General features: G+C 41.7%; 13 protein-coding genes. 10 read left to right on the forward strand and 3 right to left on the reverse strand.

Annotated features, from left to right (window positions below):
- Window positions 1–7: 7 nt before the first annotated feature.
- Entirely contained in the window at window positions 8–631 is a 624-nt protein-coding gene (locus AC1DOK_RS17715) for a YhbD family protein (protein ID WP_477555638.1), read from the reverse strand.
- Between the two features lie 226 nt (window positions 632–857).
- On the opposite strand from AC1DOK_RS17715, the gene AC1DOK_RS17720 reads away from it, so the two are divergent.
- From AC1DOK_RS17720 to AC1DOK_RS17745, 6 genes are all read left to right on the forward strand, one after another.
- Window positions 858–2,057 carry a peptidylprolyl isomerase gene (locus AC1DOK_RS17720; protein ID WP_477555639.1) on the forward strand — a complete coding sequence of 400 codons (1,200 nt, stop codon included), beginning with the start codon at window positions 858–860 and terminating at the stop codon, window positions 2,055–2,057.
- 428 nt (window positions 2,058–2,485) lie between these two features.
- Window positions 2,486–3,526, forward strand: a complete 1,041-nt coding sequence (locus tag AC1DOK_RS17725) for a BMP family lipoprotein (RefSeq protein WP_477555640.1) — start codon at window positions 2,486–2,488, stop codon at window positions 3,524–3,526.
- A 95-nt stretch (window positions 3,527–3,621) separates the two neighbouring features.
- On the forward strand, window positions 3,622–5,118 hold the full coding sequence (locus tag AC1DOK_RS17730) for an ABC transporter ATP-binding protein (RefSeq protein WP_477555641.1): 1,497 nt from the start codon (window positions 3,622–3,624) through the stop codon (window positions 5,116–5,118).
- The gene (locus AC1DOK_RS17735; protein ID WP_477555642.1) at window positions 5,115–6,182 is read left to right on the forward strand and encodes an ABC transporter permease; all 1,068 of its coding nucleotides are present in this window, start codon (window positions 5,115–5,117) and stop codon (window positions 6,180–6,182) included. Before AC1DOK_RS17730 ends, AC1DOK_RS17735 begins: the two co-directional genes overlap by 4 nt.
- Window positions 6,166–7,086 (forward strand): ABC transporter permease, encoded by a 921-nt coding sequence (locus tag AC1DOK_RS17740; RefSeq protein ID WP_477555643.1) that lies wholly within the window; start codon window positions 6,166–6,168, stop codon window positions 7,084–7,086. The genes AC1DOK_RS17735 and AC1DOK_RS17740 overlap by 17 nt, the downstream gene beginning before the upstream one ends.
- A 66-nt stretch (window positions 7,087–7,152) precedes the next feature.
- Window positions 7,153–7,872: a nucleoside phosphorylase gene (locus AC1DOK_RS17745; RefSeq protein ID WP_477555644.1), complete on the forward strand. Its 720-nt coding sequence runs from the start codon at window positions 7,153–7,155 to the stop codon at window positions 7,870–7,872.
- A gap of 88 nt (window positions 7,873–7,960) precedes the next feature.
- Here the strand turns inward: AC1DOK_RS17745 and AC1DOK_RS17750 are convergent, their stop codons facing one another.
- On the reverse strand, window positions 7,961–8,809 hold the full coding sequence (locus tag AC1DOK_RS17750; RefSeq protein ID WP_477555645.1) for a DegV family protein: 849 nt from the start codon (window positions 8,807–8,809) through the stop codon (window positions 7,961–7,963).
- Window positions 8,810–9,145: 336 nt separating this feature from the next.
- On the opposite strand from AC1DOK_RS17750, the gene AC1DOK_RS17755 reads away from it, so the two are divergent.
- Genes AC1DOK_RS17755 through AC1DOK_RS17770 form a run of 4 tightly spaced genes read left to right on the forward strand, consistent with a single transcriptional unit; the run spans window position 9,146 to window position 12,945 of the window.
- Entirely contained in the window at window positions 9,146–9,922 is a 777-nt protein-coding gene (locus AC1DOK_RS17755) for an ABC transporter permease subunit (protein WP_477555646.1), read from the forward strand.
- Between the two features lie 27 nt (window positions 9,923–9,949).
- Entirely contained in the window at window positions 9,950–10,723 is a 774-nt protein-coding gene (locus AC1DOK_RS17760) for an ATP-binding cassette domain-containing protein (RefSeq protein ID WP_477555647.1), read from the forward strand.
- A 39-nt stretch (window positions 10,724–10,762) separates the two neighbouring features.
- Window positions 10,763–11,779 carry a sulfonate ABC transporter substrate-binding protein gene (locus AC1DOK_RS17765; protein WP_477555648.1) on the forward strand — a complete coding sequence of 339 codons (1,017 nt, stop codon included), beginning with the start codon at window positions 10,763–10,765 and terminating at the stop codon, window positions 11,777–11,779.
- Complete coding sequence (locus AC1DOK_RS17770; RefSeq protein ID WP_477555649.1) at window positions 11,779–12,945, forward strand: acyl-CoA dehydrogenase family protein; 1,167 nt, start codon at window positions 11,779–11,781, stop codon at window positions 12,943–12,945. The genes AC1DOK_RS17765 and AC1DOK_RS17770 overlap by 1 nt, the downstream gene beginning before the upstream one ends.
- 58 nt (window positions 12,946–13,003) lie before the next feature.
- Here the strand turns inward: AC1DOK_RS17770 and mgrA are convergent, their stop codons facing one another.
- A complete protein-coding gene (gene mgrA / locus AC1DOK_RS17775; RefSeq protein ID WP_477555650.1) occupies window positions 13,004–13,996 on the reverse strand; it encodes an L-glyceraldehyde 3-phosphate reductase in 993 nt (330 codons plus the stop codon).
- Between the last annotated feature and the right edge of the window lie 53 nt (window positions 13,997–14,049).

A 14,049-nucleotide genomic window follows, 5' to 3' on the forward strand; every position in this document is an offset into this window, starting at 1 on the left:
CCTCTCCTTACATAAGATTTAATTTCAGTTCTTGAATACAGTTGCCTAGATTCAGTCGCATAACAACTTTGACTCCGGTCTCGAAGTAAATTTCATTAGGATTCGAAAGTAGTAGAAAAGTCGAAATACCCATTTTCCGGATCATAATTAATTCGCAATTCTTATCTTCAAATTTTTTGTAGTGTTCATTCAGTACCTTCAAAAGAATCTTGCCTTCATCGAAATTCATATCGCCAGTCTGTAGTAATTTATCAAGGGCGTAGACAAACAGTATTTTATCAAATGCGAAAACCTCAGCATCACCTAGCTGCTCCACTAGAAAATCGAGTGATACTTTTGTAGCGATCCCACGCTTCAAAATCTCTTCTTTATATAAAGCTGTCTCTGAGGGACTAGGTGAGAGCATGTCGGATAACTCATCAAGTGATAATCCGTCTTTCATATGAATGATTTGATCGATCCGAGCAAGAATTTTATGTTTAGGAAAAAAGGTCTCCTGTCCAGTAAAGGTAGATTTACGAATAAACCAGTTCTCGGGTATTAAGTCTTTGCGTTTCCATCTGTATAGCTGACCATAGGAGATGCCCGTTAGTTCGAGCAAGTCCTTCTTCGAAATCAATTCTTCTCCCATAGCTGAGTCTCCTTTACAAAATACGAACGTAACACTGTTACACTAATATCGTAACAGTGTTACGTTCGTATTGCAAGTGGTGTTGTAATAATTCATAATCTAATTTTACCAATTGCTAATGTGGGAATAATTAATCTTATATTAAGGTTCAGACTTCCTAAGTCTGCTATAGTATTAGAAGTTGATTTATAAATACGCTAATCGAATTATAGGAGGAAATGAAAGCATGTCTGACAAAGATGAAGTATTGAAGAATGACAAAACAACTTCGGATGAAGCTACACAAGAGAATGCAACAACAGAGGCGGGTACAACAGAGGTAGATACAACAGAGGTAGATACAACAGACGAAATTAGCACACCGGAAGTTGAGCATAGCGCTACAGTAGAATCAGAACAAATTATCGATACAAATACAGATGATATTGTTACTACTGAATCAAACCTAGTAGCTCAAGACAACGAACAAACTGAGGGATCAAGTAATGGTGGGATCATGAAGTTCTTACCATGGGTCATTGCAATTGTTGCGGTTGTTGCATTAGTAATCGTACTTTTCATGGACCCTACAGGTAGTAAAGAGGAAGTTGCGAGTGTCAACGGAGAGAAAATCACAAGACATGAGCTTAATGAATACATGTCTAGCCGAATTGGTAAACAAGTTCTTACCAACATGATCAATGATAAATTAATTGAGCAAGAAGCAACTAAAGCAGGAGTTAAGGTTGTTGAAGCGGATGTTGACGCTGAGCTTGCTAAACTAATTAAAACCTATCCATCAGAAGAGCAATTCAATATGATTTTAGCTCAAAGTGGAATGAGCGTTAGTGATTTGAAGGATCAACTTAGAACTGAATTGAAAATCCGCAAAATTCTAGAACCAACCATAACGATTAAAGATGAAGATATTCAGAAAACATACAATGAGAATAAAGAGAGCTTCGCAATCCCAGAACAAGTACAAGCTTCTCACATTTTAGTCGATACGAAAGAAGAAGCGGAAGCGGTCCTGAAGGATCTTAAGAATGGCGCTGATTTTGCCGCTATAGCTAAGGAAAAGAATAAAGATGCTACGAAGGATAAAGGTGGAGATTTAGGATATTTCGGACGTGCTGACATGGTTGCTGAATTCTCAGATGCAGCATTTAAGCTAAATGTAGGAGAAATCAGTGGTGTAGTACAAACGCAATTTGGTTTCCATATTATTAAAGTTACGGATAAGAAAGCAGCAGTAACTCCAACATTTGAAGAGAAGAAAGAAGAAATTCGTAAGAATTTAGTGGATGCAGAGCTTAGCAAAAAAGTTCCTGCATGGATGCAAGAAATTCAATCGAAAGCTACAATCGTGAATAAACTAGATAAACCAGCAGTACCGGAAGCAACACCAGCGGCTACACCAGCAGCTACAGAAGCACCGAAGAAGTAAGTTACTAAGGTTAATTGATTTGAATGGAAGGCAAAGTACCGAGTAATGGGGGACTTTGCCTTTTTTGTTACTACGAATCAATTTCATCATTTTAATGAGTTATGAAATTGATTCACTACATATAAAATTCTGTATAAAATTATGATGGATTTTTACTTAAACAGATGAATACACGAATTTTAATTCACTCTTTTAATTCTAATGTTCGGAAATCGGGGATATTTCTTGTCTAAAATGAGTTTTTTTGATAAAAATCGACAACTTATGCTAAATATCACTTTACCTTTACGAAGATTTAGCTTAAACTAATGAAGTGGTTAGATGAGTAGGATAAATGAGTAGTTTAATTTTTCAAATTTGATTGACAAAACCTCTCTAAACCGATAGGATTTATATGGGTAAAACTAGATGTAAAAGGGGAGAACACGATGAAGAAATTAATGTTATTTGTTTGTGTTATTATGTTAGTTGTCGTTGCAGGTTGCGGAAGTAAAACGACTACAGAATCACAGGCTGGAACTGCTACACCGGCGGGAACAGAGGCTCCTAAATCCGATAAGAAAGTTGCAATTGTACTTCCAGAGAAAATCGGAGTTAACCCATTCTTTCAATTAATGGACGAAGGTGCTAAGAAAGCAGGCACAGAATTCGGCGTTAAAGTGAAAACAATTGAATCAACAGACCCTAATATGTTAGAACAGAACCTAAGAGCGGCAGTTGCCGATAAATATGACTTGATCATCACAGCTACATTCCAAGCAGAAGATGCGCTTAAGAAGCTAGCTGCTGAAAACCCAAATCAACAATTTGCAATCGTTGATACTGTAGTTGATCTACCAAATGTTCGTAGTGTTACATTCCGTGAATTCGAATCATCCTATTTACTTGGTGCAGCAGCAGGCTTATCTACAAAAACAAATACTGTAGGTGTTGTTGCAGCAGTAGATATTCCAATGATTAAGAAATGGACAGTATCCTTCGAAGAAGGTCTGAAAGCTACGAATCCAAATGCAAAATACTTAGTAAGCTATGTTGGTGGCTTCGCTGACCCAGCAAAAGCTAAAGAAATGGCAATTCAACAAAATTCACAAGGAGCTGACTTCATTCTAGGAGCATCTGCAGTAGGTGACCTTGGCGTATTTGAAGCAGCTAAAGAAAAGAATTTCTTTACAGCAGGACAAGATGTCGATCATACTGGTAAAGACCCTGAGCACATCGTATTATCACAGTTAAAAGGTGCAGATACAGTTACTTATGAAACTATTAAAGATTTCGTAAACGGAACGTTCAAAGCAGGCATGATCGATTACGGTCTTAAAGAAAAAGGCGTTGGTGTTCCATTCGTAACTCACGAAACAACTACAGCTCTTAACCCATTCATCACTAAAGAAACTATTACTAAATTGAAGCAAATCAATGATGATATCGTTTCAGGTAAATTAGTATTGAAAGACCCACTGAAACAGTAATGTAATCTACATCGGTACCGGCTGCTTCTCTGAGGCAGTCGGTTTATTTTGAATTTAGTGGTATATTTTGATTATTAGAGAGGAGAATGCTGAGAATGTTGCTGCAAATGGAGCATATTACGAAGAAGTATGGCGATTTCACTGCCAATCATGCAATTGATTTTTCACTTCAAGCAGGTGAAGTTCATGCGATTGTTGGTGAGAATGGTGCCGGCAAAACAACGCTTATGCGAATTCTCTATGGAATGGAAGCGCCTACCTCGGGGGCAATTCGTGTTCGTGGACAAGAAGTGAAGTTCCATAATCCAAGTGACGCTATGGATAACGGGATTGGTATGGTACATCAGCATTTTATGCTGTTTCCGTCTTTTACTGTTGCAGAGAATATTGTAATTGGTGCGGAACCATCTAAGGGTATGCAGTTCAACCGCAAGAAAGCCAATCAAATCGTTAGTGAATTGAGTACTACCTACGGAATGCCAGTTCCTCCAGAGAAGCGAGTTAGTGAATGCTCATTAGGAACGCAGCAACGAATGGAAATATTGAAGGTTCTATACAGAGGTGCCGAGATTATTGTACTCGATGAACCTACAGCAGTTCTTACTCCGATTGAGGTCAAAGAGTTACTTGATGCTATTAAAAGACTTTCTAAGCAAGGGAAAAGCATCATTCTCATCACACATAAGCTGCATGAGGTGATGGAGGTTGCGGACCGAATTACGGTACTAAGAAACGGTAAAGTAACTGGTGTACTAGACAAAGTAAATACGACAGTGGAAGAACTATCCCGTCTGATGGTGGGAAGGGAACTAGCTGCAGTTACTCGTAATGAACCAATGCAGGGGAAACCCGTGCTTCAAGTCAATAACTTAACAATCAAAGGCGGTAGTGGTAAACCTGTCGTTGATCAGGTAAGTTTGACTGTCCATGAGGGAGAAATCGTTGGTATTGCAGGTGTTTCTGGCAATGGACAAACGGAGCTCATTCAGAGTATATGCGGCTTGCACCGAGCAGATGAAGGCAGTATATCACTGCAGAGTCAAGATATTACAGGAAAGGCTCCGAGGGAAATCCGTGAGGCGGGCTTAGCACATATTCCTGAGGATCGTTACCAGTGGGGATGCGCAGGCAATGAGTCGTTGCAAGAAAACGGGCTGATGGGATTTCAGCGTAAGCTGTCAAAGAGTGGCATTTTGCAGCGTAAGAAACTTAATTCAATGGTTAGTGACTGGATTCAGAAGTTCGATATCAGAACGCCATCCATAGATGCAAAAGCGCAAAACCTTTCAGGTGGTAATATACAGAAACTTATTGTTGCTAGAGAAATAGAGCATCAAACTCCGTTCTTGATAGCAGCAGAACCAACTCGTGGGGTAGATATCGGTGCAATGGAGTTCATTCACTCTCAGCTGCAAGAGAAACGCAAGAATAAAGGTGCCATTCTACTTGTATCCTCCGAACTATCTGAGGTGCTAGAGTTGTCTGATCGTATTCTGGTTATATTCGAAGGACGTATTGTTGGCGAATTAAGTAATGCTGAAGCAACAGAAGAAGCAATTAGTTTGTTAATGGCTGGGGGGAAGCGTGAATGAATACAATCAAACATAAAGCTAAATCGCTTGTACATCCTCTCGTTGCATTAGTCATTGGTCTTGTGATCGGTGCTATAGCTATTGCTTCACTAGGTGAGCCTGTAATGCAAACCTACGGAGAGATGTGGAACGGTGCTTTCGGCAGCTTCTACTTCTTTACGAATACATTAACCCGGGCTATTCCAATTATGCTCATAGGTCTTGGTCTAGCTCTTACCTTCCGAGCAGGTTTCTTCAATATGGGTGCAGAAGGGCAAATGGTGCTCGGCGGCCTTGCTGCTGCATTAACTGCACTTTATTTACCTGGTCCAGGCTGGCTGAAGCTTATTGCTGCACTTGTTGCAGGTATCGTGGCAGGTGGATTGTGGTCGGCATTCGCAGGCTGGCTAGATGCGAAATTCAAAATTGATTTGCTGATAACGACATTGCTAATGAATTATGTGGCTGTTCTGTTTGCTGGCTACCTAGTAGCTAAACCATTTAGAGATACAACAGGTTCTGCAGCGATGGCACAGACACCAATGATCGACCAAAGTGCATGGCTGCCTAAGTTGTTTGCTGGATCAAGTCTGCATGCAGGGATCTTCATCGTCATTATCGCAGCTATCGTGTTAACTTGGGTTATGCGGAATACCGTTTATGGCTATGAGATGAACATGACGGGTAGTAATCCTCAATTTGCGATATATGGCGGAGTCAAAAGGGTTCCTATGGTACTCGCAGCGATGTTCATTAGTGGTGGTTTTGCAGGTTTAGCAGGATCAATCGAAGTACTTGGTATGCAGTACCGATTCATTGATGGTGCGCTGACAGTGCCTTCGTATGCTTGGTCAGGGCTCATGGCAGCCTTGCTGGCAAGCTCAAATCCAATCGGAACTGTATTTGCTGCGCTGCTCCTTGCTGCACTTCAAACAGGTGGCATGGGCATTGAAAGAAATACAGAAGTACCAATGGAAATTGCAGGTGTGATTCAAGCGGTAATTATTGTGTTCGTATCTGCTAAACTAACTTATAACTTTATTAAACGTAAGAAAGAGAGGCGCGCAAATGGAACAGCTGTTTGATCTCTCTTTATTTAACTCGGCTATTCGAATGGTCGCACCTATTCTATTAGCAGCACTGGGTGGCTTGTTATGTGCTAGAGTTGGCGTATTTAATGTCGGTCTCGAAGGCTTTGTGCTTGTAGGTGCCTTTGCTGGTATTCTAGGTAACCACCTGTTTAGTAATCTATGGCTTGCTGTGTTATTTGCGATCATAAGTGTTGTTGTCTATTCACTGCTCTTTGCATTTGTCAGTATTCATTTGAAAGCGAATGAGATCGTCGTCGGAATCTCGATGAACTTCCTTGCGCTTGGACTAACAGCTTTCCTATTACGCGCCATTTTCAAGGTAAAAGGTGCTTATTCGGATAGTAATATGGTTGGCTTGCCGGAATTGCATATTCCAATCATCAAGGATATCCCTGTGGTTGGAGACATACTATCAGGTCACTCACCGCTTGTATATTTAACATTCGTCATTGTCATTGTGATGCATTTTTACTTGTTCCGTACTGTTTCTGGATTCCGTCTACTAGCTGTAGGGGAGAATACAGTTGCTGCCAAAAGTATAGGGATTAACGTGCGACGCTATCAATACGGAGCTATTATGATGTCAGGTGTTCTATGCGGACTCGCTGGTGCTCAGCTATCACTTGGACAACTAACGATGTTCTCTGAAGGGATGACGAATGGCCGTGGATTTATTGCTCTGGTAGCGATGATGCTTGGGCAGTCCAATCCGCTTGGTGTAATGGCAGCCAGCTTGTTCTTTGGATTTATGGATGCGATTAGTATTCGTCTGCAAGGCCTATCCATGCCTTCACAGTTTACAATGATGGTGCCATATATCGTTACCTTGTTCGCTCTATTCTTCTTACGCAAGAAAGGTAATTCATTAGACTCACAAAAGAGCAGCAGCTCCAGATAAAAAGTTATCCTATCCCATAAAAGGTATCCTAACCAGAATTAGGATCACGAAGGAGTATGATCATATATGTACATGCCAATTCTACAAGTTGAATCAGAAGATATACCTGCTTTAGCCATCGTATGTGGTGACCCACGTAGAGCATTAGCGATTTCAAGTAAGTTAACGGATGCCAAGGAATTATCCTTTGCCCGTGAATACCGTACATTCGTCGGAGAGTATGAAGGTGTACGCCTTGCTGTGGTCAGTCATGGTGTTGGTAGCCCTGGTGCAGCAGTATGCTTCGAGGAACTCATTCGTGCTGGTGTAAAAACACTCATTCGAGTGGGTACAGCCGGCTCTTTAACAGCAGAAGCTCCTGCAGGCAGCTTAGTGATCAGCGTAGCAGCAGCTCGTGAAGAAGGTCTTACCAAGCAGCTTGTGCCAAACGGCTTCCCGGCAGTTGCAGACAGCAGTGTTGTCGATGCACTGACTGTTGCGGCATCAGGTAAACCAGGAGTTGTGAAGAAAGGTATCACAGTATGTCTAGATGCTTTCTTCACAGGTGTAGTAGAATTGCCTCACAAGCAGTATAAAGCTGCTGGTGCAGTAGCAGTAGAGATGGAAATCGCAGCATTGTACGTAGTCGCGTCCCTTAGAGGAGTACGCGCTGGTGCGATTCTTGCAATCGATGGCTATGCAGATAGCGATCTTGCTGGTGAATACGATCCGCATACGGATGCTGTCTCGCAGGCTGTAGAGCGTGGAGTTGATATCGCTTTGAAGGCAATTGTGAGTTTAGCTTAATTATGGATTTAGTTTAATGAAATGAAAGAAGTCCGAGTCAGTTGAATTTCAACTATGACTCGGACTTTTGTTATATTTATGGTTTAGATTATTCGTTATTCCAAATAAAAGCTAAGGTGCCTTCACCAGCATGAACCGCAATGGTAGAACTAATTTCACCTATAAATATATCCACATTGGGGAATTGGGCAAGTACAGCTTGTTTTAGTGCTTCCGCTTTGTCTAGAACGTTTCCATGCATAATTTGCAATTGGTGAATCGCATTTTTCTGAAAGGATTTATTAAATAGTTCAATCATTCGTAAATAGGCCTTTTTTTCAGAGCGTACTTTTTCGGATAACACGAATGCTCCATCGGAATTGATTTGAATTATGGGCTTAATGCGCAGTAGAGATCCTAGTAAGTAATTCGTGCCACTCATTCTTCCGCCCTTATAGAACTGCTCTAAGCTGCCTAATACAATGTAATTCTCCGATTTAGCAGTTTCTAGCCTCAACTTATTCGCAATATCCTGGTAATCAAGACCTTGCTTGGCAAGCTCCATGCCTTTGTAGATTAAGGTTGTAATGGCATAAGACATGGACTTTGAATCAACAACCTCAACTTGGAATGGTGCGAGATCGGTTGCTGCCTTACATCCAGCTAATGTACCACTTAATTTATCGGATACATGGATAGCAATGGCACAGTCATATTCTTTACTTAGTTTCTCAAATAGTTCTGCGAATACGCCGATTGGTGGTTGCGAGGTTTTGGGAACCTCCTTCTCCTCATGAATACGATGATATAGCTCATCAGTCGTTAGATCAATTCCATCGTTATAAACTTGATTGCCAAATACAATTCCTAATGGGATAACAAATACATCGGGATTATTCTTTAAATCAGCGGTAATAAATGCAGTGCTGTCCGTAATCCAAGCAATTTTTGAGGTCATGTAGTTTCCATTTCTATGGTTTGACTTGTTTATTGGGTGGATCATGTTAAAACTAGCGTGATTAAAGCTATTATTTCGCACTTCATAAGTGAAGGTAATTCATTATACTATAAGGGGATTGGCATAGATATGACATGTGTGATTGAATATTGTCAATTTATGTTGTATTAGATAGATAACGGTGATGTCAGCTAGATCGATTGTAATAGCCTGTTTAATTTCATTAATCAGAAAATTCTGTTGACAAATCCAAACTAAGGAAGTTATGTTGAATTAAAACATACTATTTATATCGGAATAATAATGTATTGAGTAAAGGGGTGGTTAGCGGATCACATGAACAAATTCAAATCAAGCTTGAACTTCATCTTTCCATGGATTATTCCTGTCTTATTGTTAATCGTATGGCAATTTCTTGTTCAGTTTCAGGTGATTTCAAGTAGGATACTACCGACACCTGCACAGGTTGTGGTGGGTGCTGTGGAATATGCGAAGAACGGAAGCTTGCTTCATCATATCGGTATAAGTGTACGTAGGGCGCTGATTGGCTTGTTGATAGGCGGGGGAATTGGCTTTCTACTCGGTCTGCTGAATGGAATCTCTAGCTTATCGGAACGATTAACTGATACATCGATTCAAATGATCCGGACCATTCCTCACCTTGCTTTAGTTCCCTTGGTCATGATTTTCTTAGGCGTTGGGGAATCTCCTAAACTGTTTTTGATTGCACTAGGCGTATTTTTTCCTATTTACCTCAATACATTCCATGGGATTCGTTCAATTGATACCGGCTTGATCGAGATGGGTAGGGTATATGGATTAAAACGAGTAGCTATGTTCAGAATGATTATTCTCCCAGGCAGCTTACCTTCCATTCTACTTGGCGTGCGTTATGCGCTCGGAATTATGTGGCTGACGCTTATCGTTGCAGAAACAATCGCTTCTGATTCGGGCATTGGGTATATGGCGATGAATGCAAGAGAATTTTTGCAAATGGATATTGTAATTTTCAGTATTTTTCTATACGCACTACTTGGTAAGCTTTCGGATGTATTGACGAAGTGGATGGAGAGAAGCTGGCTTAAGTGGCATCCGAGCATTCATAAATCATAAGTCACGTTGATAGGAGGGCTAATCGAGATGAGTGATTCGCAAATAGGTGTTGCTCTTAAGCTGCAAGAAATCACGAAGGTTTATGGTGATCAAGCTGTGCTTAATGGAATTGATTTGAGCATCGAGAGAGGGCAATTTATTGCGATTGTAGGTCGTAGTGGTTGTGGCAAAAGCACCTTGCTAAAATTAATTGCAGGCTTGGATAAAGCAAGTACAGGTAACCTACTGCTTGACGGCCACGTTATCAACGGTATTCATCCCGATGTTCGGATCATGTTTCAGGATTCTCGATTGCTTCCGTGGAAGAAGGTAGAAGAGAATGTCCGAATAGGTGTGAAATCAGGTTCCAAAGCTGAAGCGCGGGAAGCACTGCAAACCGTGGGACTCTCGAGTCGAGCGAGAATGTGGCCTACGGAGCTGTCAGGAGGACAGAGGCAACGTGTAGCATTAGCGAGAGCACTGGCTGGAGCGCCAAGGTTGTTGCTACTCGATGAACCACTTGGTGCATTAGATGCTCTGACACGAATTGAAATGCAGCAATTAATTGAGAAGCTATGGCGTGAACAGCATTTCACGGGTATTCTGGTCACCCATGACGTGAGTGAAGCAGTTGCCTTAGCAGATCGTGTGCTGTTAATTGAGCATGGTAAAGTTACGCTGGATGTAGCGATTAATCTTGCACGCCCACGTGAGCGAGATAGTGGCTTTGCCCATTATGAGAAATTAATTCTGGACCGAGTGATGATCAAAGAGAAGGAAGATGAAGTGGTGAACACCCAGAAGGTGAGCTATTCGATATAAAGGAGCGTTATCACAATTTACAATTATAAGGAGTGGTAGATGATGCAAAACTGGAGACGAAAAAGTAAATCATTATTTGCGTTAACGATTCTAATGGCGATGCTTGCAGGCTGCGGGGCTCAAAGTAAAGATGCATCGGTGGTAACTCCAGGAACAGATGCTAAGCTGCCAACAATCAAAATTGGTTATCAAAAGTTTAATACCATTAATATACTAAAAGCACGAGGTACATTAGAAATTCGGTTAAAAGAAGCTGGATATGGTGTGGAATGGCTACCATTCCCAGGAGGCAATCAGTTAATAGAAGCGATGGTGGCAGGCAGCATTGACTTCGGGCATGCATCAGATGGATCGGGTGTGCTTGCGCAAGCAGGGAACAAGCCAGTGAAATATATTGCTGCTGAATCCCCTTACCCTAGAGGGGTAGCGATTCTGGTGCCTAAGGATTCACCTATACAAGATGTCAAACAACTGAAGGGCAAGAAAGTCGCCGTAACCAAAGGTGGCAATCAGCAATATTTACTCATTAAAGCACTTGAGAAGAATGGACTTAAATACGAGGATATTGAACCACTCTACTATAAAGATGCTTCGGAAGGCAGAGTCGCTTTTGAATCAGGTAAAATTGATGCGCTTGGATTCTGGGAACCGTTCTATGCGGTACTTGAGCAGGCAGGGAATTCCAAAGTGTTAGTTGATGGTGAAGGAATTACAGAAAATCGCACATATTATTTTAGTACAGAGAAATTTTCAAAGGAGAAGCCTGAGCTTGTTAAGCTAATTCTAGAAGAATTAGAGAAGTCTAACCAATGGGCGAATAAGCATCCGGCGGATGTGGCGAAATTACTCGCACCCGAGCTACAAATTGATGAAGCTTCACTAAAGTTAGCAACCGAAAGGAGAACGTACGGCGTGCAAAAAATTGATGATCTGGTCATTAAAGGTCAGCAAGAGCTAGCTGATACCTTTTACCAAATTAAGCTTATTCCAGCTCCCATTAAGGTGCAAGATGCTATCGATTCGAATCCAAACTGGTTACCGGATGGGCTAAAATAATGGGTATATCATTAGAACGTGAACGTTTAGCCACTCTTCTAGACATGACAGGTAAATTAGCGGATCAATTTGCTGAAGGAGCCGAGGAGATCGACCGTGAAGGTCTTTTTCCTTATGAGAATTTTAGGCTTCTTAAAGAAGCGGGTTATCTAGCTCTCACAGTTCCCAAATGCTATGGAGGAGAAGAGATTTCTCTCTTTGAGCTGGTCGTTTTGCAAGAAAGACTTGCTCAGGGCGACGCCTCAACGGCACTAGCCGTAGGCTGGCACTTATCGGTTGTGATGGATTTATCGATCATGAGACCGTGGGATGAAGAGTTATTTGCACAGGTATGCCGTGAAATAGTGGAAGAGAAGAAGTTGATTAATCGAGCAGCGTCAGAGGCAGCAACAGGCAGTCCAACACGAGGTGGAAAGCCACAAACGATAGCCCGCAGAGTAAGTGGCGGCTGGGAGCTAAGCGGTCGCAAAACATTTACGACGATGAGTTCTGCACTTGAACTTATTATTGTATCAGCAACTATTGAAGATACAGATGCAGTTGTTTATTTTCTAGTGGAAGGTCGATCAGCCGGTATCTCCTTTGTGGAAACCTGGGATACGTTAGGTATGAGAGGGACAGCTAGTCATGATCTAGTTCTTGATCGTGTATTCGTACCTGAGGCTGGGAATTTACAAGAGCCAGCGCAGAACGGTGGTAAGAATAAGAATGCAGGATGGATGCTGCATATTCCAGCTTGTTATCTAGGAATAGCGACTGCTGCGCGGAATTATGCGCTCGATTATGCTGGGACATATAGTCCGAATAGCGCGATTGGTCCGATTGCTAATGTGCCGAATACGAAGCGACTCATCGGTCAAATGGAGCTTGAATGGCTTACGGCGAGGACTTTCCTACATGCGGTAGCTAAAAAATACGATGAGAACAGAGCGGACAAGGAGCTAGCAACAGAACTAGCAGCTGTTAAGCATGTTGTTACAAACCATGCCATATCTATCGTAGATCTAGCGATGCGGATTGCAGGTGGACAAAGCCTGTACCGTAAACATCCATTAGAACGTTATTACCGCGATGTACGAGCGGGGCTTCATAACCCTCCTATGGATGATATGACAATTCAGCTATTAGCGAACAATGCACTGGAAAATAGACTCGGACATAAATAGACCGGGTCTATATAAATGAAAGGAGGGCACCCATGGAATGGATGCCCTCCTAATAGGTTTATTTTAGAATAGCATCGATCTTAGCTAACTCTTCACTACTAAACTCCAAATTGTTAAGTGTAGCTACATTCTCTTCAATCTGACTAACACGACTTGCGCCGATTAATGCAGTCGTAACTCGTCCCTCACGCAGTACCCAAGCGAGTGCCATTTGAGCAAGACTTTGACCACGTTCCTCAGCAATAGCATTTAACTGATTGATTGTGGAAATTCGCTCAGCTGTAATGTCCTTCTCATTCAAGAAAGGAATCGTGGATTTCATTGCGCGAGAATCTGTCGGGATATTAGTTAGATACTTATTCGTTAACAAGCCTTGCGCCAGTGGACAGAACGCAATACTGCCAACCCCATTCTCTGCTAATACATCCTGCAGACCATCTTCAATCCAGCGCTCAAACATCGAATATTTAGGTTGATGGATAAGTAGCGGTGTGCCTAATTCGTTCAGAATTTTAATTGCAGCAGCAGTTTGTTCTGCTGAGTAATTGGATAATCCGATATATAATGCTTTGCCTTGACGTACGATTAAATCAAGCGCTGCCATTGTTTCTTCAAGTGGTGTCTCTGGATCGGGCCTGTGCGAGTAGAAGATGTCGACATAATCGAGACCCATTCGCTTCAAGCTTTGATCTAAGCTTGCTACAAGATATTTTTTGGAACCAAAGTCCCCATAAGGACCTTCCCACATGCCATAACCAGCTTTGGTTGAAATGATTAACTCATCTCGGTAAGGGGCTAAATCAGTTTGAAGCATACGACCAAACATTGTTTCCGCAGATCCTGGTGGAGGACCGTAGTTGTTGGCTAAGTCAAAATGTGTAATCCCTAAATCAAAAGCCTTGCGCAGCATAGCTCTGCCGTTCTCGTATGTATCTGCACCGCCAAAATTATTCCATAATCCAAGTGAAATTGCTGGAAGCTTGATGCCTGAACGTCCAGTACGATTATATTTCATTGATGTATAACGATTTTGATTAGCTTGATAGACCACCCTATACCAACCTCCTCATCAATTAGATCTCTATCATAACATATCGTGCTTTA

The organism is Paenibacillus sp. P5_B5 (assembly GCF_056400365.1).